This window comes from Agromyces sp. GL_144, from assembly GCF_057834305.1.
In genome coordinates this window covers 3,181,894-3,203,806 of sequence record NZ_CM174399.1, presented here as the reverse complement: position 1 = coordinate 3,203,806, position 21,913 = coordinate 3,181,894, and the positions used below count along the sequence as shown (strand labels likewise).

Sequence of the window (21,913 nt, the reverse complement as noted above, 5' to 3'; positions counted from 1 at the left end):
TCCTCCGCTCCGAGCGGAAAGCAAGGGCTTGCGATGCGTGCTTCCGCGTGTCGCCGCGCATCGCTCGGCGGCCGGGGAATGGGTGGGCTCACGGTCAATATGTGTATGGTGTGGCTTGTCGGGCGCATTCGGTCTCCCGGCGGCACACCGCTCGGGGGCGCGGTCCGCGTGCGATCTCCATTACGGAATACAGAGGAGTCTGGTGTCAGGCGCGAAGAAACTGGTCATCGTCGAGTCGCCGACCAAGATGAAGTCGATCGCCCAATATCTGGGCGACGGCTACGAGGTGCTCTCGTCGGTCGGTCACATCCGCGACCTCATCGAGCCCAAGAACCTGCCGCCCGAGCTGAAGAAGGGCGGACTCGGCAAGTTCTCCGTCGACGTCGACAACGGCTTCGAGCCGTACTACGTGGTCTCGGACTCGAAGAAGAAGACCGTCGCCGAACTCAAGCGCGCGCTGAAGAACGCCGACGAACTCCTGCTCGCAACCGATGAGGACCGCGAGGGCGAGGCCATCGCGTGGCACCTCCTGCAGGAGCTGAAGCCCAAGGTGCCCGTGCGCCGAATGGTCTTCCACGAGATCACGAAGGACGCGATCCAGCGCGCGAAGGACAACACCCGCGAACTCGACACCGCGCTCGTCGACGCACAGGAGACCCGCCGCATCCTCGACCGCCTCTACGGCTACGAGGTCTCGCCGGTGCTCTGGCGCAAGGTCGGCCCCGGCCTCTCCGCCGGTCGCGTGCAGTCCGCCGCCACGCGGCTCGTCGTCGACCGCGAGCGCGAACGACTCGCGTTCGTGTCGGCCGAGTACTGGGACCTCATCGGCCGGTTCGCGCCCGACACCGCCGCGGCATCCGCCTTCGACGCGAAGCTCGTGCGCCTCGCGGGCCAGCGCATCGCCGCAGGCCGCGACTTCGACGACCTCGGCCGGCTCAAGGGCAGCGCGGCCGTGCTCGACGAGGCGACCGCGCAGGCGCTCGCCGAGGCCCTCCGCGCTCCCGGCGTGCGGCGCAAGGTCTCGAAGATCGAGCAGAAGCCGTGGACCCGCCGCCCCGCCGCGCCGTTCACCACCTCGACGCTGCAGCAGGAGGCCGGCCGCAAGCTGCGCCTCTCGGCGCGCGACACCATGCGCGTCGCGCAGTCGCTCTACGAGAACGGCTACATCACCTATATGCGAACCGACTCGGTCTCGCTCTCGAAGCAGGCGATCGACGCCGCACGCGCCCAGGCGACCGCGCTCTACGGGGCGGGTTCGATCCCGGCGGCGCCCCGCGTCTACACGGGCAAGTCGAAGAACGCGCAGGAGGCGCACGAGGCCATCCGTCCGTCGGGCGAGGTCTTCCGCACGCCGTCCGAGCTCGCGAGCGTGCTGCGCGGCAGCGAGTTCAAGCTCTACGACCTCATCTGGAAGCGCACGGTCGCCTCGCAGATGGCCGACGCCAAGGGGCAGACGGCGACCGTGACCATCGAGGTCGGGCCGACCGCGACCGACGCCGCGTCACCCGAGGCCGCGACCGCCGTCATCGGCGGCACGATCGCCGAGTTCACCGCGAGCGGCACCGTCATCACGTTCCCCGGCTTCCGTTCCGCCTATGAAGAGGGGCGCGACGAGGAGCGCAACGCCGAAGACGCCTCGGGCGAGGCCAAGCTGCCGCCGTTGAAAGAGGGCCAGGAGATCGCCCTCGAGCACGTCGAGGCCAAGGGGCACGAGACCAGCCCGCTGCCGCGCTACACCGAGGCGAGCCTCGTCAAGCGGCTCGAGGAGCTCGGCATCGGACGCCCGTCGACCTTCGCGTCGATCATCTCGACCATCATCGACCGCGGCTACGTCACGCAGCGCGGTCAGGCCCTCGTGCCCAGCTGGATCGCGTTCTCGGTCGTGCGCCTGCTCGAGGAGCACTTCGCCGACCTCGTCGAGTACGACTTCACCGCAGAGATGGAGGACGACCTCGACCGCATCGCCTCGGGCGAGGCTGACCGTGTCGACTGGCTGAACGGGTTCTACTTCGGCAGCGACACGCACCGGGGCCTGCGTCAGGTCGTCGACAACCTCGGCGACATCGACGCGCGCGAGATCAATTCCATCAAGATCTCCGACGGCATCACGCTGCGCATCGGCAAGTACGGGCCGTACCTCGAGACCATCGACCCCGATGCCGCAGCCGACGCCACCCCGCGCCGCGTCAACCTGCCGCTCGACCTCGCGCCCGACGAGCTCACCGCCGCCAAGGCGCAGGAGCTCATCGACGCCCCCGTGCAGACCGACCGCGTGCTCGGCGCCAACCCCGAGAACGGCAAGCAGGTCGTCGTGAAGGACGGCCGGTTCGGCCCGTACGTCACCGAACTCGAGCCCGAGGCGGATGCCGCGACCGTCGACCCGGCGACCGGCGAGGTCGTCGAGGCGGTGAAGCCGAAGCGCGGCGCCAAGAAGCCCGTCGCGGTGAAGCCCCGCACGGCGTCGCTGTTCAAGAGCATGCAGATTGAAGAGGTCGACCTCGACACCGCGCTGAAGCTGCTCGACCTGCCGCGCGTCGTCGGCCTCGACCCCGAGTCGGGTGAAGAGATCACCGCGCAGAACGGCCGCTACGGTCCGTACCTGAAGAAGGCGGTCGAGACGCGCACCCTCCCGAGCGAAGACGCGATCTTCGACATCGACCTCGCCGGAGCCCTCGAACTGCTCGCGCAGCCGAAGTACGGTGCACGCCGGGCGTCGAGCGCGCTGAAGGAGTTCGCCGAAGACCCGGTGAGCGGCAAGCCGATCAAGGTCAAGGACGGCCGGTTCGGCCCGTACGTCACCGACGGCACGACGAACGCGACCATTCCGCGCTCGGAGTCGGTTGAAGAGATCACCTTCGAGCGCGCGGTCGAACTGCTGCAGATCAAGCGCGACAAGGGCCCCGCCGCTCCTCGCGCCAAGAAGGCGCCCGCGGCGAAGAAGCCGGCCGCGAAGAAGCCCGCGGCCAAGAAGGCAGCCCCGAAGACCACTGCCGCGGCGGCCAAGAGCACCACGGCCGCCGCCAAGCCGGCCGCCGCGAAGCCCGCTGCGAAGAAGCCCGCCGCCAGGAAGGCGCCGACGAAGCCGAGCGACGCGTGAGCCGTGGCGTCTTCATCACCCTCGAGGGCGGTGACGGCACCGGCAAGACCACGCAGGCCGAGCTGCTCGAGTCCTGGCTGACCGGCCGGGGCCGGGCGGTCGTGCGCACGCGCGAGCCCGGCGGCACCGAGGTCGGCGTCGAGGTGCGCGAGATCGTGCTGCATCATCGCGGCGACATCGCGCCGCGCGCCGAGGCGCTGCTCTACGCCGCCGATCGCGCGCACCACGTCGCGACGCTCGTGCGTCCGGCGCTCGAACGCGGCGAGGTGGTCATTCAAGACCGCTACATCGATTCGTCGGTCGCCTACCAGGGCGCGGGCCGCGTGCTCGACCCCGAGGCGGTGCGCGGCCTGTCCGAGTGGGCGACCGAGGGGCTGCGTCCCGACCTGACCGTGCTGCTCGACCTCGATGCGGCTTCGGCGCGCGCGAGGCTCGACGGTGCCCGCACCCGCTACGACCGGCTCGAAGCCGAGGCATCCGAATTCCACGACCGCGTGCGTTCGGCCTTCCTCGCGCTGGCCGCGGCCGAACCCGAGCGGTTCCTCGTCATCGACGCGGCCCTGCCGGTCGAGGACATCGCCGAGGCGATCCGCGCCCGAGTCGCCGCACTGCTCTGACCGTGCACGAACGGGTGAGCACCGGGGGAGCGCAGCCGCCCGCGGTGTCGGCGCCGGAAGGTAGCGTTGGACCGTGAGCGTGTGGAACGAGTTGACCGGGCAGGAAGCCGCGATCGCGGTGTTCCGTGCGGCGGCCGAGGCGGCGGGCAGGCCAAGCGGCGAGGCATCCGCCGGCCAGAGCGCGTCGCAGCAGATGACGCATTCCTGGCTCATCACGGGGCCGCCCGGTTCCGGCCGGTCGAACCTCGCCTACGCCTTCGCGGTCGCGCTCATCTCGGGCCGCCCCGACGGCGATGAGACGACGCGCATCCAGGTCGAGGCGCGCAGCCACCCCGACCTGCACGTGCTCGCCACCGAGGGCGTCATCATCAAGCGCGACGACGTTCGCGAGATCGTCAAGCGGTCGCATTACGCGCCCTCGATCGGCCGGCACCGCGTGATCATCGTCGAAGACGCCGACCGCATGACCGAGCAGACGTCGAACTTCCTGCTGAAAGAGCTCGAGGAGCCGCCCGAGCGCACCGTGTGGATCCTGTGCGCCCCGAGCGAGGCCGACCTCATCCCGACCATCCGCTCCCGGGTGCGCTCGGTGCGACTGCTCATGCCGAGCGTCGCCGACGTGGCTGCGCTGCTCGTGCGGCGCGACGGCATCGAGCCCGAGCTGGCCGAGCGGTGCGCGCGCGAGGCGCAGAGCCACATCGGCATGGCGCACCGGCTCGCCACGAGCGACGAGGCCCGCCAGCGTCGCGCAGAGACGCTGCGGCTCGCGCTCGAGGTGCGCTCCGCCGCCACGGCCGTGTCGACGGCCGCGCGATTCCTCGAGATCGCCGGCGACGACGCCAAGGCGATCACCGCCCTGCGTGACGCCGAAGAGCGCGAGCACACCCTGCACTCGCTCGGCGTCGCGCCCGGGCAGGCCGTGCCCTCCGCCCTGCGCCCGCAGATCAAGGCGCTCGAAGACGACCAGAAACGCCGCGCCACGCGCAGCCTGCGCGACGGCATCGACCGCATCCTCGTCGACCTCGCGACGCTCTACCGCGACGTGCTGCTCCTGCAGCTCGACGCCGAGGTCGACCTCGTCAACAGAGAGATGCTCGACGCACTGCGGCGGGCCGCGGCATCCGCAGCACCGGCGAAGACCCTCGCGACGCTCGACGCGATCCAAGAGGCGCGCGAGCGCATCGAGGGCAACGTCGCACCCGCGCTCGCGCTCGAGGCCATGCTGGTCTCCGCCATCCGACGACCCGACACCGAACGAGGGGCCGCATGACCGAGACATCCCACCGCAGGTCGCGTGTTGCGGCACACCCCGAGCGGATGTCGCGGGGCGGCCGGTCGCGCAGGGTGCGCGCTGCCGCGCTCGCCGCCTCGCTGTCGGTGCTGCTCGTGCTCACCGCCTGCGTGCCGTCGTTCCTGCAGCCCGAGAAGTCGGAGTCGACCCCCACGGGCGAGCAGGTCGACGCGGAGCTCGAGCCGTTCTACGGCCAGGTCCTCACCTGGCAGGGCTGCGGCGACGAGCTCGACTGCGCCACGGCGACCGCGCCGCTCGACTGGAGCGACCCGGCGGCGGGCTCGATCGATCTCGCGCTCGTGCGGCACCGTGCCACCGGCGATCGGCTCGGGTCGCTGCTCGTGAACCCCGGCGGCCCCGGCGGCTCCGGCTACGACTTCATCGCCGACTCGCTCGACTACGCCGTCGGCCAGCCGCTGCAGGAGCACTACGACGTCATCGGGTTCGACCCGCGCGGAGTCGGCAGGTCGTCGGCCGTCGCCTGCTACGACGCCGCCGGCATGGACTCGTACCTCTTCGACATCGTGCCCGGCGAGCGGGGCAGCGACGAGTGGATCCAGAACACGTTGAACGTCAAGACCGACTTCGGCGCCGTCTGCGGCGACAACACCGGCGACCTGCTCGGCGAGATCGACACGCAGAGCGCGGCGCGCGATCTCGACATGCTGCGCGCAGCGCTCGGCGACGAGGCACTCAACCTCCTCGGCTACTCCTACGGCACGTTCCTCGGGGCCACGTACGCGGGCCTGTTCCCCGACCGGGTCGGGCGGCTCGTGCTCGACGGCGCGATCGACCCGCAGGCGAGCGAAGAAGACGTCTCACGCGAACAGGCCAAGGGGTTCGAGTCCGCGCTCCGCGCCTACCTCGCCGACTGCCTCGCCGGAACCGATTGCCTGTTCAGCGGCACCGTCGACGATTCGATGAGCGAGATCAGCCGGCTCCTGGCCTCGGTCGACGCGAGCCCCATGCGCGGCAGCGACGGCCGCGAGGTCGGCGCCGACACGCTCGTGACGGCCATCGTCTACCCGCTCTACAGCGCGCAGTCGTGGCCGTACCTCAGTCAGATGTTCGAGGCAGTCATGCTCGGCGACGCCGATGCGGCGCTGTCGTTCGCCGACGGCTACTACGGCCGCAACGCCGACGGCACGTACAACGACAACTCGACCGAGGCGTTCCTCGCCATCAACTGCCTCGACTACACCTACCAGTCCGACGTTGCGGTCATGCGCGAGAAGGCGGCGAACATCACGGCCGCAGCGCCCGTGATCGGCCCGTACTTCTCGTTCGGCGACCTCATGTGCATCCAGTGGCCGGTCGCGTCGACGGCCGAGCGCACGGCGATCCACGCCGAGGGGGCCGCGCCCATCGTCGTGATCGGCACGACCAACGACCCCGCGACGCCCTACACCTGGGCGGTCGCGCTCGCCGACCAACTCGACAGCGGCGTGCTCGTCACGTACGAGGGCGAGGGTCACACCGCCTACAACAAGTCGAACGACTGCGTCGACGACGCCGTCGAGGCGTACTTCGTCGACGGCACCGTGCCGGCCGACGGCCTCACCTGCTGAGGACGGTCGACCCCGGTTCGCTAGAAGGTGGTCAACGCAGCCTTCGGGATCCGGTAACATGGTCTCTCGTGCCGATCGGTGCTTCCGAGCATCGAGCTTGCACGCCGCCTTAGCTCAGTCGGCAGAGCGTCTCACTCGTAATGAGAAGGTCGTGGGTTCGATTCCCACAGGCGGCTCCACATTCATGAGGGCCTCGGAGATCCGAGGCCCTCGATGCTTTTCGCCGCACCTCGTGGTGCGCCCTCTGGTTCGTTTCCTGATCGATTTCGGTTGTCGGTCGGACTTGCCGTGCAGATGGGATCACCGTCAATGCGGACGCGAATGCCTGGCCATTCGGCGGCGGCCGGCTTGACACCGACCATCGGCGCGCTCGTCCTCGTCGCGCCCGGCTTCTTCGCCGAGTCCAGTCGAGCCGACGAGCCGAGGCCCGCGGTTCCTGTGGACACCATGAACACCGTCGACCTGTCGGCCGTCCCGTGCACAAACGGACTCGCCGCAGAGCAGGAGGCCGAAGCCGCCGCTCCGGAACCGGCTCACAGGGACGCCGAGGTCGCCGCGGAGGCGGTGCGAGTGGCCGCTGAAGGTCGCGCGGTCGTGCGGCCGCCGGTCGCGCGGTCACGCCGCCATGGCCGCGAACACGGTCGCCGTGATCGTGGCCGGGGCATCCCGTACGTCGAGTCGGCCGGCCGATACTTCGACGGATGCGCCGTGCATGACCATGTGCACGACGCCGACCAGCCACGACTCGGGCAGGTCGGTGCGGAAGACGCCCTCGCGCCGCCCGCGCTGGATGAGCGACTGGACGCGAGCCGCCGGGGCGTCGTGCAGCTCGCGGAATTCGCCCGGGTCGAGCACTTGGGTCGCTGCGGTCGCCAGCGCGCCGGTGCGCACGATCTGCTGCCAGCTCGATTCGATGAGCCTGCCGAGCGCGTCGCGCACGTCGCCGCTCAGGTCGACGGTCGCGTGCGTCAGCTCGCCCTCGGCGATCACCTCTCGAACCGCCTGGCGGATCAGGTCCTCGCGAGAAGCGAAGTGCGCATAGACCGTGACCCGGCCGACGCCGGCTGCCGCGGCGATCTGCGCCATGCTCGCGTCGGGCGCCGTCGCAAGCATGCGGATGGCGGCCGCGAGGATCGCATCGACGTTGCGCTGCGCGTCGGCCCGCTTCGGCCGCGTCACGGATTCCGACGTCACCCGAACTCCCTCTTGTCGTACATCAGTGTACGAGTTATTATCGGCAATAACTCGAACACTCGTGTACATGTTAGGAGCGACATCGATGCCCGGGAGTCCGCTCGCCGCTGACCTTCTCCAGCAGGACGTGCCCCACTCTCGAGATCCCGTCGGATGACCCGAACTGAACCGACGACCGGATGGTGGCCGATCGCGCTCGGTGTGGGCTCGGCCGCGGGAGTCGCCTTCATCGGCGACGCGCCGGCCGTCATCCTCGTCTGCGCCGCGATCTACCTGCTCGCGGCGGTGACCGGACGCGCCGGGTCGGCCTGGCTCGGATTCGCGGCGTCGATTCCCATGATCGGCGCCGGATACCTGCTGGATTCGCCGTGGGTGGCGCTCGCCCTCGTCGGCCTCGCGTGCGCGGTGCTCATCGTGCTCGGCACGATCCGGGGAACATGGCATGCGCCGCATGCCCCTCGCCAACTCATCGCGGTGTTCGTGTTCGCGGCGGTCGCGGTCGCCGCCGCGGTCGTGCATCAGCCCGTGCTCGCCACGCTGGTCGCTGCGGGGGGACTCGTGGCGCACGGGGCCTGGGATGTCCGGCACCACCGTCGCGACATCGTCGTCTCCCGGCAGTACTCGGCGTTCTGCGCCGTCCTCGATTTCGTGCTCGCCGGAGTGCTCCTGGTGAGCCTTGTCGTCAACCATTCGGCACGGTGAACAGCGAAGGCGGCGGTGCGTATCAGGGATGCCCCTGATCCGACCCCGAATCATCCTCACGACGGATGGCCACGAGTGTCGCCGCGCCGATATGCTCGCTCGAAGTGCCGTCCCTAGCGGCGCGTTCGTCTGCGCCGGCGCGCGTCCCTGCGCCCGAATCGAAGGAGTTCCTCCGTGCCCACTCGTCGATCCCTCTCAGGCCTCGTCGGCGCAGCCGCGGTGGCCGCCCTCGTGCTCACGGGCTGCGCCGGCGGCCCCACCGGCGACGCAGGCAAGCTCGAGTACAAGGACAGCCCGCTCTCGAAGTACCTCGATGCCGTGTACGGCTCGTGGGACGAGGAGAAGATGGCCGCCGACTCGAAGAAGGCCGAGGAGTTCAAGGCCGAGTGCATGGCCGAGGAGGGCTTCGACTACACCCCGGTCGACCAGTCGCAGGGCATGGTCTTCACCGAAGAGGACATGGCCGAGCGCGAGACCGAGGAGTGGGTCGCCTCCAACGGCTGGGGCTTCGTGCAGACGCAGGAGGAGATCGAGGAGCAGCAGAAGGAGTACGAGGAGTTCGTCGACCCGAACCAGCCGTACGTCGAGTCGCTCTCGCCGAGCGAGCAGGAGGCGTACTCCGCCACGCTCTACGGCGTGCCGCCCGCTGAAGAGGAGCTCGCCGAAGACGGCTCCTACGAGTGGAACTGGGAGACCGCCGGTTGCGAGGGCGCCGCGCAGCACGAGGTGCAGGGCGAGAACTACTGGGAGGACGAGAAGTTCAGCGACCTCAACGAGTCGATGAGCACGATGTGGGAGACCCTCGCGAAGCAGCCCGAGATGGTCGCGCTCGACGAGAAGTGGTCGGCCTGCATGGCCGACGCCCAGTTCCCCGACCTCAAGACCCGCGGCGACGCGCAGAACACGATCATGGAGGCGCAGAACGCGTTCTGGGAGGGCGACAACCCCGAGGGCCCCAGCGAGGAGCAGGTGAAGGAGCTCAAGCAGCAGGAGATCGACATCGCGCTCGCCGACTTCCGTTGCGGCGAGAAGCTCGATTACCAGAATGAGCAGCTGAAGGCGCAGTTCGCGCTCGAGGAGCAGTTCATCGAAGACCACAAGGCCGAGCTCGACGAACTCGTCGCCGCATACGGCAAGGGCGAGGAGTGATCCGCAGGCGCCGCGGGGTGTCGCAGGACGGCGCGGCTGAGGGCGCTGCCGAGAACGCTCACGCAGGCGATGGCTCTGTCGACGACACGACGGCTGAACCGACGGATGCCTCGGGCGTCGGCTTCGACGAACTCGTCGGCGCCGAGGCATCCGCACCGGCAGCGGGCGCGGGTGCGTCTGCCGCGACGCCGGTCGATCCCGCGGTGCAGGGCTGGCGCCGCGTGCTGCGCGGCAATCGCGTCATCTGGGTGCTCGCGGGCGTCGCCGTGGTCTCGCTCGTCGCCGGCGTCGGTCTGAGCTTCGTGATCGTGAGCCCCGGACAGGCGGCCGCCGATGCGGCGGCGCCCGACGCAGGACCGATCACCGTGCCGGTCGAGTCGCGCGCGCTGTCGAACGACGTCACGATCCGCGGCGACGCCGCGTACGCCGACTCGGTGGAGGTCAAGCTCGAGACCGGCGACCTGGGCGGCCCCGCCGTCGTCACGGGGCGTGTGCCCGAGGTCGGCACGACGCTCGACCCGGCCTCGATCGCGCTCGAGGTGACCGGTCGGCCCGTGATCGTGCTGCCGGGCGAGCTTCCGGCGTACCGCACCCTGCGAGCGGGCCTGTCGGGCCCCGACGTCACCCAGCTGAAGCAGGCGTTGCAGGCCATCGGCATCGATCCGGGCGACGCCGGCTCCGACGTCTACGACGCGGCGACCGCCGCCGCGGTCGCCGCGCTCTACGACCGGGTGGGCTACCCGCTCCCCGAGTCGCCAGAGGGCACCGCCGACGCCGTGCGCTCGGCGCGCGAGGGCGTCACGGCCGCCGAAGAGGCCGTCGGTGCCGCCGAGCGTGCGGTCGCCGCGGCCGGTTCGGGACCGAGCGCGGTCGAACGCGTGCAGCTCGACAACGCGGTCCGCGCGGCCGAGCGGGAGTTCGCCGCAGCGAAGGCCAAAGGAGACGATGGGGCGGTCGCCGCGGCCGAAGACGCGCTGAACCTCGCGCGCGTCGAACGCGACGCCGCACTCGCGCCGAGCGACACGAGCAGCGAACAGTCCTCGCTCGACGCCGCCAGGTCGCAGCGCGACGCCGCGTACGAACTGCTGGCCGAGGCCGAGACCGGCACGCTCGCCTTCCTGCCCGTGAGCGAGGTGCTCTACCTCCAGGACCTGCCCCGACGGGTCGACGAGGTCATGGTCGAGCGCGGCAGCATCGTCGAGTCCGCGGCGATGCTCGTCTCGGGCGCCACCCTCGCGATCAACGCCTCCGCGGCCGAGAGCGACGCGAAACTGCTGACGGTCGGCGACCTCGCCGACCTCGCGATGCCCGACGGGTCCTCGTTGCAGGCCACGATCACCTCGGTCGAGCCTCGCAAGGCCGCCGGCGGCGAATCGGCCGAGGCCGGTCCGCGCTACGACGTCGTGCTCGCGCCGGTGAAGCCGACCGACGCGCAGGTCGAGGCGCTCCGCGGGCAGAACGTGCGCGTGCAGATCGCGATCGGCGCGACCGACGGCGAGGTGCTCGCGGTGCCGCTCGCCGCCCTGACCGCCGGCCCAGGCGGGGAGTCGCGGGTCGAGGTCGTCGGCGACGACGACGAGACCCGGCTCGTCGAGGTCGAGACCGGCCTCGCGGCCGAGGGCTTCGTCGAGATCACCGGCGACGTCGCCGAGGGGGACCTGGTCGTGGTGGGCGAATGAGCGAGGCCCCCGTGGTCGAGCTCATCGACGTGACCCGGTCCTTTCCCGGGCCTCCCGAGGTGCAGGCGCTCAAGGGCGTCAACCTCACGATCGAGCGCGGCGACTACCTCTCCATCGTCGGGCCGAGCGGCTCGGGCAAGTCGACGCTGCTCAACGTGCTGGGCCTGCTCGACCGACCCACGGTCGGCGAGTACCGGCTCGGCGGCGTGCTGACCGGCGCCCTCGACGAGGAGGAGCGCGCGAACCTCAGGGCTCGCACGATCGGCTTCGTGTTCCAGGCGTTCCACCTGCTGCCGCGTCGCACGGTGCTCGACAACGTGCTGCTCGCGACCCTCTACAGCGGGGTTCCCCGAAGCGAGCGGATGCCTCGTGCCCGGGCCGCCCTCGAACGCGTCGGCCTCGCGCACCGCATGGACTTCCTGCCGACGACCCTCTCGGGCGGCGAACGCCAACGCGTCGCCGTCGCCAGGGCGGTGATGGCCTCGCCCGAGCTGATCCTCGCCGACGAGCCCACCGGAAACCTCGACCAGAAGACCTCCGGCGAGGTCATGGACCTCTTCGAGGAGCTCAACGCCGAGGGCCTCAGCCTCGTCGTCATCACGCATGACCAGCATGTCGCCGACCGCGCGGCACGAAGCATCCACATCGGCGACGGACGGGTGAGCGAACGATGAGCATCGCACTGCCGAGATGGCTGCGGCCCGGTCGTGAGCGCATCTCCGACGAGCCGGCGGGCGAGACCGTGGGCGACGTTCGGCCGGGCGGCCCCGGCGAGCCGGCAGGCGACGGGCGGCAGGGCGAGCCCGGCGAACCGGGCGCGACCGGCGGAGCCGCGGCATCCGCTCGCTCGGCGAGCCTTCCGGCGACCGCGCGTGCCGACCGGTTCACGACGCAAGACCTTCTCGTCGAGGTGAGCCACGGCATCGGCGGCCACACCGGGCGTCTCGTCATGACGACGCTCGGCACCGTGCTCGGCATCGCGTCGCTCGTGGTCACCATCGGCTTCGCGCAGACGGCGGCCGGGCAGATCAGCCGGCAGTTCGACGCGGTGGCGGCGACCCAGGCGATCATCACGCCCGGCTCGACCTCGAGCAATGGCACCGAGATCGCGACGACGACCCTGCCGTGGGACGCGCCCGAACGGGTCGAGCGGCTGAACGGGGTCGAACGCGCCGGACTCGTGGGCGACGTGCCGATCGGCGACCTGCAGATCACGGCGGTGCCGATCAACGACCCGTCGGCACCCGAGGTGCTGAGCCCCGCACTGCTCGCGGGGTCGGCGGGGCTGCTCGAGGCCGTGCGCGGGAAGGTGAGCGCCGGTCGCTTCTTCGATGCCGGGCACGATGCGCGGGCCGACCGGGTCGCCGTCCTCGGCGCGCGCGCCGCCGAGAAGCTCGGCATCAACCGCGTCGACAGCCAGCCGTCGATCTTCATCGGCGAACGCCCGTACACGGTCATCGGCATCATCGACGGCATGGAACGCCGGCCCGACCTGCTCGACTCGGTCGTGCTGCCGCTCGGCACCGCACGGGCCGACTTCGGCATGCGGAGCGCGACGGAACTGCAGTTGCGCATCGCGCCGGGCGCCGGCCAGCTCGTCGCGAAGCAGGCGCCCATCGCCCTCGACCCCAACGCGCCCGAGAACTTCGACGTGCAGGCGCCCCGCAGCGGTTCGCAGCTGCAGGAGCAGGTGCAGGCCGACATCAACGTGGTCTTCCTGATCCTCGGCGTGATCGCCCTGCTGGCCGGCGGGCTCGGCATCGCGAACGTCACCCTGCTGTCGGTCTCCGAACGCACCGGCGAGATCGGCCTGCGTCGCGCCCTCGGGGCGACCCGTCGCCAGATCGCCCGCCAGTTCATGGTCGAATCCGTCGTCATCGGCCTGCTCGGCGGGCTCATCGGCGCGGCCGTCGGCGTCTTCGCCGTGGTCGCCGTCGCGCTCGTGCAGCAGTGGACGCCGATCATCGACCTGCCGATGGTGTTCGGGGCCGCGGTGCTCGGTGCTCTCGTCGGGCTCGCCGCAGGCGCATACCCCGCACGCAAGGCCGCGCGCATCGAGCCGATCGCCGCGCTGCGCGCCGGACTCTGAGGGCGGCGGGCGGCGCGCGCCAGAGGTCGGCGCCCGCCAGAGGTCAGTGCCCGCCGCACGCCCGAGAGGTCGGCGCGCGCCGCGCCTAGGCCGAAGCCGACGGCGCGGGGATCTCCCCGGACCCGCGGAGGATCAGCCGGGTCTCGAGCTGGACGTGCTGGGTCGGGCGGTCGTCACCGGAGACCCGGCGCAGCAGGAGCTCGGCGGCGAGCTGGCCCATCGCGGCCGGATCCTGCGCGATCACGGTGATGCCGGGATCGAGCACGTCGCTCAGCTCGAAGTCGTCGAAGCCGATGAAGGCCGGAAGCGGGCGCGTGCCGCGCTCCTTGAGGTATCGCAGCAGGACGACGCTCCAGCGGTTGTTGCCGGCGAGGATCGCGGTGGGCGGTTCATCGAGGCCGAGCACGGCATCGATCCGTGCCGCGGCCGCGTCGGCGTGCGGGGGCGCCATCACGACCAGCTCGTCGTCCTGATCGAGGCCCGCGGCGGTCAGGGCGTCGCGATACCCCGCGACCCGCTCGCTCGCCGTGTAGACGGAGGCCGAATCGCCGAAGAACGCGATGCGGCGGTGACCGTGCGCGATGAGGTGCTCGGTGCCGACCGCGGTTCCCCCGCGATTGTCGGCGAGCACGGTGTCGGCGCGGATGCCGGGCACCGGCCGGTCGACGAAGACCATCGAGCAGCCGGCGTCGAGTTCGGCGCGGAGGAACGCCGGGTCGGTGCCCTGGGCGGGGGCGATGATGAGGCCGGCGGCGCCTCTCGACGAGAACGACTCGATGATGCGTCGCGAGCGTGCCGGATCTTCGGCGGAGGAGGCGGAGAGCAGGAGGTGATCCTGCGCGAGCGCGACGTCTTCGACGGCGCGGGTGAGCACGGAGTAGAACGGATCGGCGACGTCTTCGAGGACGAGCCCGATCGTGGCGGTGGTGCCCTGCCGGAGTTGGCGCGCGAACTCGTTGCGCCGAAACCCGAGCTGGTCGATCGCGGCGCGCACAGCCTCCAATGTTTCGGCACTGACGTATCCGACGCCGTTCACGACCCGCGACACGGTCTTCGGGCTCACGCCCGATGCCGCGGCGACGTCGCTCATGGTCGCTCGGGCGCGAGGAGGCGTGGACGTCATGTCGACAGGATAGCGGGCGATGCGTTCGATAGGTCATCGATGACATGCGCCGGCCCGATATCTCGGCAGGGTTCGAGGCCCTCGCTGCGCGGTCGCCGGAAGGAACGGCCTGACTTTCGGGATGCCCGATAGGTCAACGTTGACATATCGAACGCTTTCTCGCTAGGTTTACGCGGGGATGCCTCCAGCGCATCCGATTTCCCAGCCGTTCAGTGTCGAGAGGCCCCGCATGCCGGAGCGCACCACCCGCAGCATCACCGCTGCGATCAGCACCACTGCCACCACCCGTCGCCCGATTCCGGCCTTCCTCCGCCGAATCACCGCGCCGCTGCTCGCCGGGGCGCTCGTCGCCGCGGCCATCCCGTTGTCCGTCGGGTCGCCCGCGTTCGCGGCGACCGGTACAGCGGTGCCCGGCGAGCACGACTGGTCGACCTCCTTCGAGTCCGACGAGGCGATCGCGCCGTTCGCGAACCGCGTCGAGCTCGACGTCGCCGACGGCGGTGGCGAGGGCGCCCCCTTGCAGCAGAACGTGCACGGCACCAGCGGCGGCAGCCTGCTGGCGAGCGTGACGGCGGTCACGGCCAGCGGTGAGAACGCGCCCGGCGAAGCCGCCGTGTGGGCCGCCGACGGCGATGCCAACACGAAGTGGCTCGTGTTCTCGACCACCGGGTGGCTGCAGTACCGGCTGGCCGCGGCGTCGACCGCGGTCACCTACACGCTCACCTCCGGTGGTGACGCTCCCGCCCGCGACCCGAAGAACTGGGTGCTCAAGGGCTCGAACGACGGAACGACCTGGACCAGCCTCGACACCCAGACGAACCAGACCTGGTCGGATGCCGATCGCAAGGTGAAGAAGACGTACACCGTCGCGACGCCGGGTGCGTACAGCCACTACCGCCTCGACGGCATCGTGAACCAGTCGGGCGACATCATCCAGCTCGCCGACTGGGATCTCATCGCCGCCGTCGATCCCGATGCCCCTGCGGCGCCCATCACCACGACGATCGGCACCGGTCCGACCTCGGGCTACAACATGAAGGCACGGGTGGGCTGGACCGGCACGCACTCGCTGCGCTTCGGCGGCGAGCACAGCGGCGACGGAGCGGCATCCGTCACCAATCGGCTGTTCGACGTCGAGATCCCGGTGGGGCAGCGCACCCGCCTGTCGTACATGATCTTCCCCGACCTCACGGCCAACGACCTGCAGTACCCCTCGACGTATTCGGCCGTGAACCTGCGCTTCAGCGACGGCACCGAGTTGAGCGAGCTCGCCCCGACCGACGTCTACGGCATCGATGCGACCGCGCACGGCCAGGGCGCGGGCAAGGTGCTCTACCCCAACCAGTGGAACCAGGTCGAGATCGACCTCGGCCCGGTCGCCGCGGGCAAGACGATCACCGCCGTGCAGTTCTCCTACGACAACCCGGGTGGAGCGGATGCCACCGCCTTCGGCGGCTACGTCGATGACATCGCGATCGAGGCGGAGCCCGCCACGATCGACGACTCGAGCCTGACGCACTTCGTCGACACGCGACGCGGCACCAACTCCTCGAGTGCCTTCTCGCGCGGCTCGAACGAGGCGATCACCGCGATTCCGAACGGCTTCAACTTCCTCGTGCCCGTCACGAACGCCAGCGCCACCTCACGCGAGTACTCGTGGCAGCAGGACAACACCGACGCGAACCGCACGCGCTTCGAGGGCCTCGGCATCTCGCACGAGCCGAGCCCGTGGATGGGCGACCGCAACCTGTTCTCGGTCATGCCCGTCGCGGGCGGCTCGGCGCCGAGCGGCAACTGGCACACGCGAGCGGCGACGTTCGGACACGACAACGAGACCGCGCAGCCCGACTACTACGGCGTCGAGCTCGACAACGGCGTCACGGCCGAGATGACCCCGACCGATCACGCGGCCCTCATGCGCTTCACGTTCACGGGATCCGCCAACAGCGTGGTGATCGACGGACCGAACAACGACGGCGACTTCTCCATCGCCGCCGACGGCACCGTCACGGGCTGGGTCGAGAATGGCGCCGCGGGCGGCACCGGACGCACCCGCATGTTCGTCTCGGGTAGCTTCGATGCGACGCCCACCGCCACCGGAACCGCATCCGGCGGCCGTGCGCTCACGAAGTACGCGAGCTTCGACACCTCGGGCGACAAGACCGTCGAGCTGCGATTCGCGACCTCGCTGATCAGCCTCGAGCAGGCCGCGAAGAACCTCGCCCTGGAGGTCGGCGGCGACGGCTTCGACGAGATCCGCGAGACCGCGCGCACCGCGTGGAACGACCGCCTCGGCGTCATCGAGGTCGAGGGCGCCTCCGAGACCGAGCTGCGCACGCTCTACAGCAACCTCTACCGCCTGAACGTCTACCCGAACTCGCAGTTCGAGAACACCGGCACGGTCGACGAGCCCGTGTACCGGTACGCCAGCCCCGTGTCGGCGCAGGTCGGCACGAGCACGGCGACCACGACCGGCGCGAAGATCGTCGACGGCAAGATGTACGTCAACAACGGCTTCTGGGACACGTACCGCACGACCTGGCCGGCCTATTCGATGCTCTACCCCGAGCTCGCCGGCGAACTGGTCGACGGCTTCACGCAGCAGTACCGTGACGGCGGATGGATCGCCCGCTGGTCCTCGCCCGGCTACGCGAACATCATGACGGGCACCAGCTCGGATGTCGCCTTCGCCGACGCGTACCTGCGCGACGTCGCGCTGCCCGACGCCCTCGCCACCTACGACGCCGCGGTCAAGAACGCGAACACGCCGTCGAGCAACGACAGCGTCGGCCGCAAGAGCCTCGCCACGTCGACGTTCCTCGGCTACACGCCCGCCTCGCAGGGCGAGAGCGTCTCGTGGGGCACCGAGGGGTACATCAACGACTTCGGCATCGGCAACATGGCCGCGGCCCTGGCCGAGGACCCGAACACGCCCGCCGATCGCGTCGCCCAGCTGCGTGAAGAGAGCGAGTACTACCTCGACCGGGCGACGGCCTACGTGCACCTGTTCGATCCGGAGATCGGCTTCTTCCAGGCACGCAACGCCGACGGCGGCTTCGCCACCGCGGCGGCGCAGTACAACCCGAAGGCGTGGTGGGGTCCGTACACCGAGACGAACGGTTGGAACTTCGCGTTCCACGCCCCGCAGGATCCCCAGGGTCTCGCCAACCTCTACGGCGGCGACCAGGGCCTGGAGGACAAGCTCGACGAGTTCTTCGCGACCCCCGAGACCTCCCTCGGCACGATCCACGAGGAGGCCGAGGCCCGCGACGGTCGCTACGGCCAGTGGGGCGTGAGCAACCAGGTCAGCCACCACATCCCCTTCATGTACAACGAGGCGGGCGCGCCCGCCAAGGCGCAGGCGATCGTGCGCGAGGCCCTGCAGCGGTCCTACGCGGGCGGCGCCATCGGCCAGGGATATGCCGGCGACGAGGACAACGGCGAGATGAGCGCGTGGTACCTCTTCAACGCGCTCGGCTTCTACCCGATGCAGGTGGGCTCCACGCAGCTCGTGCTCGGCTCGCCGCTGTTCACGAAGGCGACGGTGAAGCTCGCCGACGGCAAGTCGCTCGTCATCAACGCCCCCGAGAACAGCACCGAGAACATCTACGTGCAGTCGTTGCGCGTCAACGGCGAGGAGCACACGTCCACGTCGATCGACTCGCGGATCCTCAGCGCCGGCGCGACCCTGGACTTCACGATGGGCTCCGAGCCGAGCGACTGGGGCACCGGTGAGGACGACGGCCTGCCGTCGCTCACCGCGGGCACCGAGGTCGCGAACCCGCTCGTCGACGCGACCGCGCCGTCGCTCGCGGCGGTCTCGAGTGCGGGCGGCGAGAACGTCTCGGCGCTCGTCGACGACACGTCGCGCACGCAGGTGACGTTCGCGGGCGCCACGCCCGCGGTCACCGTCGCCTACAAGGGCGCCAAGCAGAAGCCCACCTTCTACACGATCACGTCGGGCTCGACTCCAGGCGCCGACCCGTCGGCCTGGACGCTCGAGGGCAGCAACGACGGAACGACGTGGACCGAGGTCGACTCCCGAGCGGACCGCGAGTTCTCGAACCGGTCCGAGACCGTGCCGTTCAAGATCGCGAACCCCGCCGCCTTCCAGCAGTTCCGGTTGTCGGTGACCGCCGGCGGCGCCGCGATCTCGCTCGCCGAGTTCGAACTGCTGACCGACGGCAGCGATGCCGAGGCGAACACCCTCACCTTCAGCCCCAGCGACGGCCTCACCGCCACCTCGGGCGTGGCGGGCGCCTTCGATCTCGGCATCCTGTCGGGCGGCATCGCCGAGGGCTACGCCGCCACGGTCGACTGGGGCGACGGCACCGTCGCGGATGCGGCGACCATCGGGGCCGCGGCACTGGGCAACCACCCCGTCTCCGCCGGTCACGCCTATGCAGAGCCCGGGGTCTACCAGGCCACGATCACGGCGACCGACGGCGTCTCCACCTTCGCCGGGATCGTTCCGATCACGGTCGACTACGTCGAACCGGGCGGACTGCGCGCGGCGTTCGACAGCGTGTGCATCGCCGATGACGGCGTGGGCGGCAACTGCGACGCGAAGGGCATCTCATTCCCCCGCAAGGGCCTGGCCGATGGCGGTCTGACCGCCGGGGTCGAGCACGACGTGCCGGGAACCGATCTGACCTTCACGATGCCGGTCGTCCCCGTCGGCGCTCCCGACAACGCGACGGGTGCGGGCCAGACCATCGCGATCGACCTCGGCGACGACGCGACGAAGCTCTCCTTCATCGGAGCGGCGACCGAGCGCAACCAGGACACGACGGCGACGGTGAACTTCACCGATGGCACCTCGGCGACCATCCCGCTGCAGCTGTCCGACTGGACGAAGGGCGGCAACGCGAGCGCGACGCCGCTCTACGGCAACCTCGAGGTCGTGAAGTCGGCATACCGTCTCGTCGGCGCGACGCCGTCGAACACCGCGTCGTTCTTCTTCTCCACGGTTCCCTACGAGATCCCCGAGGGGCTCACGGTCGAGAGCATCACGATGCCGACGCAGCCGGGCGAGCCCGGGGTGACCGGTCGCGTGCACGTCTTCGCGATCGCGTCGAACGGGACCTCGCCCGACCTCGACTTCGAGGCGACGGCCGGCGAGGACCTCACCGGAACGGCGGGGGAGCCCCTCGAGGCCACGCTCGCGAGCGTCACGCAGGCGGATGCCTCCGCTGACGCGCCGGTCGTGCGCGTGCAGTGGGGCGACGGCACCGTGACCGAGAACGCCGAGGTCGAGGCATCCGACGACGGACTGACCGTCACCGGCGGCCACACCTATGCGGCAGCGGGCACGTACACGGTCTCGGTGACCGTCGCGACGAGTGCACGCACGACGCATCTCGCGCTCAGCGCCGAGATCGCGGCGGCGCCGGTCTACGAGACCACGCTGACGGTCGACCCGGCCGACGAGGTGCTCGCGGGCACCGAGCTGGCCGTGGCCGGTGACGGGTTCAAGGCCGGCGAGTCCGTCGAGGTCGTGCTGCAGACGCCGACCCCGGTGAGCACGACCGTCGACGCCGATGCCGAGGGTCACGTCGCCACGACGGTGACGGTGCCGACGGATGCCGCTCCCGGCGTCTACGCGATCGTCGCCACCGGCGCCGAGTCGGCGATGCCCGCGACGGCGACGGTGAACGTCGTGCCCGAGCAGGTCGAGCCGGTCTACACGCCGCAGGTGCACTCCGACGCGACCTCCGGCCGCCCGGGCGACCTGGTGACGGTCTTCGGCGAGGGCTTCGCCCCCGGCGAGGAGATCACCGTCGAGCTGCACTCCGACCCGGTCACGGTCGGTACCGCGACGGCCACGGACGACGGGGCCTTCAGCCTCACGTTCACCCTGCCCGAGGTTCCCGTCGGCGAGCACACCGTGGTCGTGACCGGGGAGGTCTCGGCGGTTCCCGTGTCGTTCGACTTCACGGTGCTGGCACCCCAGGTGCCCGGCGACGGAAGCACCGGCACGGCGGGTCCGACCGAGCCCTCGGTCGCAGCCCTGAGCAGCACCGGCGTCGACGGGGTGCTCATGGCGACGCTGGGCGGATTCGCGGTGCTCCTCGTGCTCGCGGGCGGGGTGCTGATGCTCCTGCGCCGTCGCGCGGCGAGGCGCATCGAGAGCGGGGCGTAGTCCGACGGCGCCGCCCATCGCGCGCAGCCGGCGTCGACCCTCGAAGGGTCGGCGCCGGTTCGCCGGTGGTCGCGGCGCCGGCATCCGCTCCTGATCGTGAGGAGCGGATGCCGCGGCCGGAGCCCGTGGCGTGTGCACTCACGCCACGGGTTCCGTCTGCGGCATCCGCGGGTCCGGAGGTGCCCGCCGTGTTCCACGGAACGCCCCGCGGCGGGTAGCATTCCACGGCAGCCCAAGACAGGAACGACGAGCATGATGGGAGTCGAAGCGATGGCATCCGACGAGGGTGACCGCAGCGGGCGACGCCTGCTGGCGGTCGACGCCGGCCAGTCCGGCATCAAGGTCCGGTACCACGGGGTCGACACGCGCGAGGAGTGGTCGGGTCCAGGCATCCGCACCCACCTGCCGCTGCAGCCGCAGCTCGCCGACGTGATCCGCGATGCGATCCAGCGCGGATGCCGCCCGACGAGCGTCGGCTTCGGCGTCTCGGGTCTCACCCGCCGCGAGGCCGACGCCGGAGCCCTGTTCGAGTCCGGTGTCCGTGAGCTCGGCGTCGAGTCGGTCACGCTCGCGCACGACTCCGTCACCGCCTACCTCGGCGCGCTCGGCGAGCAGCGCGGCGTGGTCGTCGCCGCGGGCACCGGCACCGTCGCCTTCGCGGTCGGCGCCGCCGACGTCGCCCGCATCGACGGCTGGGGCAACATCATGGGCGACGCCGGCAGCGGATACTGGCTTGGCCGCGAGGCGCTCGACGCCGCGATGCGCGCCCACGACGGACGCGGCCCGCAGACCCTCCTGCTCGACCTCGTCAGCGGCGACTTCCCCGACGTGGAGGCCGCGTACATCGAGCTGCAGGCCGACCCGAACCGCGTGGAGCGCATCGGACGGTACGCCCGGCACGTCGCCGCATTGGCCGACGAGGACGCGGTGGCCCGCAACATCCTCGCCGACGGCGCACGCGAGCTCGCGCTCACCGCGTTCACCGGGCTCCGCCGCGTCGGCGAGCATCGCTCGGCCGAGCCCACGGTGCGGGCGGTGGGCGGCATCTTCCGGAGCGAGCACGTGGTGGCCGACTTCGTGGCAGGGATCCACTCCCAGCTCTCCGGCGCGGATGTCCGCGTCGCCGACACCGACCCGCTCGACGGCGCAGAGCGCCTCGCCCAGGTCTCGGACACGAGCGTGCTCGCCCCGCTCCTCTCCCGCGCGCACGCCTGATCGCCCTCAGCCCGCCCGACCGCTCTTCTCAGAAGTTTTTCGGCGCT

The 21,913-nt window shown here is 70.7% G+C and carries 13 protein-coding genes and 1 tRNA gene; 12 read left to right on the top strand and 2 right to left on the bottom strand.

Annotation, left to right across the window (positions count from 1 at the left end; genetic code table 11):
• The first annotated feature begins 202 nt into the window (after positions 1 to 202).
• The 5 genes from topA (at position 203) to AC3IPY_RS14550 (ending at position 6,752) form a co-directional block, all read left to right on the top strand.
• Positions 203 to 3,097, top strand: a complete 2,895-nt coding sequence (gene topA, locus AC3IPY_RS14570) for a type I DNA topoisomerase (protein ID WP_489184995.1) — start codon at positions 203 to 205, stop codon at positions 3,095 to 3,097.
• Positions 3,094 to 3,714 (top strand): dTMP kinase, encoded by a 621-nt coding sequence (gene tmk / locus AC3IPY_RS14565; protein ID WP_489184994.1) that lies wholly within the window; start codon positions 3,094 to 3,096, stop codon positions 3,712 to 3,714. The genes topA and tmk overlap by 4 nt, the downstream gene beginning before the upstream one ends.
• Before the next feature lie 73 nt (positions 3,715 to 3,787).
• Positions 3,788 to 4,984: a DNA polymerase III subunit delta' gene (locus tag AC3IPY_RS14560; RefSeq protein WP_489184993.1), complete on the top strand. Its 1,197-nt coding sequence runs from the start codon at positions 3,788 to 3,790 to the stop codon at positions 4,982 to 4,984.
• Positions 4,981 to 6,573: an alpha/beta hydrolase gene (locus AC3IPY_RS14555; protein ID WP_489184992.1), complete on the top strand. Its 1,593-nt coding sequence runs from the start codon at positions 4,981 to 4,983 to the stop codon at positions 6,571 to 6,573. Before AC3IPY_RS14560 ends, AC3IPY_RS14555 begins: the two co-directional genes overlap by 4 nt.
• Before the next feature lie 103 nt (positions 6,574 to 6,676).
• Positions 6,677 to 6,752, top strand: a tRNA-Thr gene (locus tag AC3IPY_RS14550).
• A gap of 436 nt (positions 6,753 to 7,188) precedes the next feature.
• Here AC3IPY_RS14550 and AC3IPY_RS14545 read toward each other — a convergent pair.
• Entirely contained in the window at positions 7,189 to 7,767 is a 579-nt protein-coding gene (locus AC3IPY_RS14545; protein WP_489184991.1) for a TetR/AcrR family transcriptional regulator, read from the bottom strand.
• A 153-nt stretch (positions 7,768 to 7,920) separates the two neighbouring features.
• Between AC3IPY_RS14545 and AC3IPY_RS14540 the strand changes: the two genes are divergently transcribed.
• From AC3IPY_RS14540 to AC3IPY_RS14520, 5 genes are all read left to right on the top strand, one after another.
• Positions 7,921 to 8,469, top strand: coding sequence for a hypothetical protein (locus AC3IPY_RS14540; RefSeq protein WP_489184990.1), 549 nt, complete (start codon positions 7,921 to 7,923; stop codon positions 8,467 to 8,469).
• A 174-nt stretch (positions 8,470 to 8,643) separates the two neighbouring features.
• Positions 8,644 to 9,618, top strand: a complete 975-nt coding sequence (locus tag AC3IPY_RS14535; RefSeq protein ID WP_489184989.1) for a hypothetical protein — start codon at positions 8,644 to 8,646, stop codon at positions 9,616 to 9,618.
• 17 nt (positions 9,619 to 9,635) lie between these two features.
• Complete coding sequence (locus AC3IPY_RS14530; protein ID WP_489184988.1) at positions 9,636 to 11,297, top strand: permuted SH3 domain-containing protein; 1,662 nt, start codon at positions 9,636 to 9,638, stop codon at positions 11,295 to 11,297.
• On the top strand, positions 11,294 to 11,971 hold the full coding sequence (locus AC3IPY_RS14525) for an ABC transporter ATP-binding protein (protein WP_489184987.1): 678 nt from the start codon (positions 11,294 to 11,296) through the stop codon (positions 11,969 to 11,971). The genes AC3IPY_RS14530 and AC3IPY_RS14525 overlap by 4 nt, the downstream gene beginning before the upstream one ends.
• Positions 11,968 to 13,386: an ABC transporter permease gene (locus AC3IPY_RS14520; RefSeq protein ID WP_489184986.1), complete on the top strand. Its 1,419-nt coding sequence runs from the start codon at positions 11,968 to 11,970 to the stop codon at positions 13,384 to 13,386. Before AC3IPY_RS14525 ends, AC3IPY_RS14520 begins: the two co-directional genes overlap by 4 nt.
• An 85-nt stretch (positions 13,387 to 13,471) precedes the next feature.
• Here AC3IPY_RS14520 and AC3IPY_RS14515 read toward each other — a convergent pair whose 3' ends face one another.
• Positions 13,472 to 14,509, bottom strand: coding sequence for a LacI family DNA-binding transcriptional regulator (locus AC3IPY_RS14515; protein WP_489184985.1), 1,038 nt, complete (start codon positions 14,507 to 14,509; stop codon positions 13,472 to 13,474).
• Between the two features lie 229 nt (positions 14,510 to 14,738).
• Here AC3IPY_RS14515 and AC3IPY_RS14510 point away from each other — a divergent pair, with 229 nt between their 5' ends.
• Together AC3IPY_RS14510 and AC3IPY_RS14505 are read left to right on the top strand one after the other, a co-directional pair.
• Positions 14,739 to 20,651 carry a GH92 family glycosyl hydrolase gene (locus tag AC3IPY_RS14510; RefSeq protein WP_489184984.1) on the top strand — a complete coding sequence of 1,971 codons (5,913 nt, stop codon included), beginning with the start codon at positions 14,739 to 14,741 and terminating at the stop codon, positions 20,649 to 20,651.
• Between the two features lie 252 nt (positions 20,652 to 20,903).
• The gene (locus AC3IPY_RS14505; RefSeq protein WP_489184983.1) at positions 20,904 to 21,866 is read left to right on the top strand and encodes an N-acetylglucosamine kinase; all 963 of its coding nucleotides are present in this window, start codon (positions 20,904 to 20,906) and stop codon (positions 21,864 to 21,866) included.
• Positions 21,867 to 21,913 lie beyond the last annotated feature (47 nt).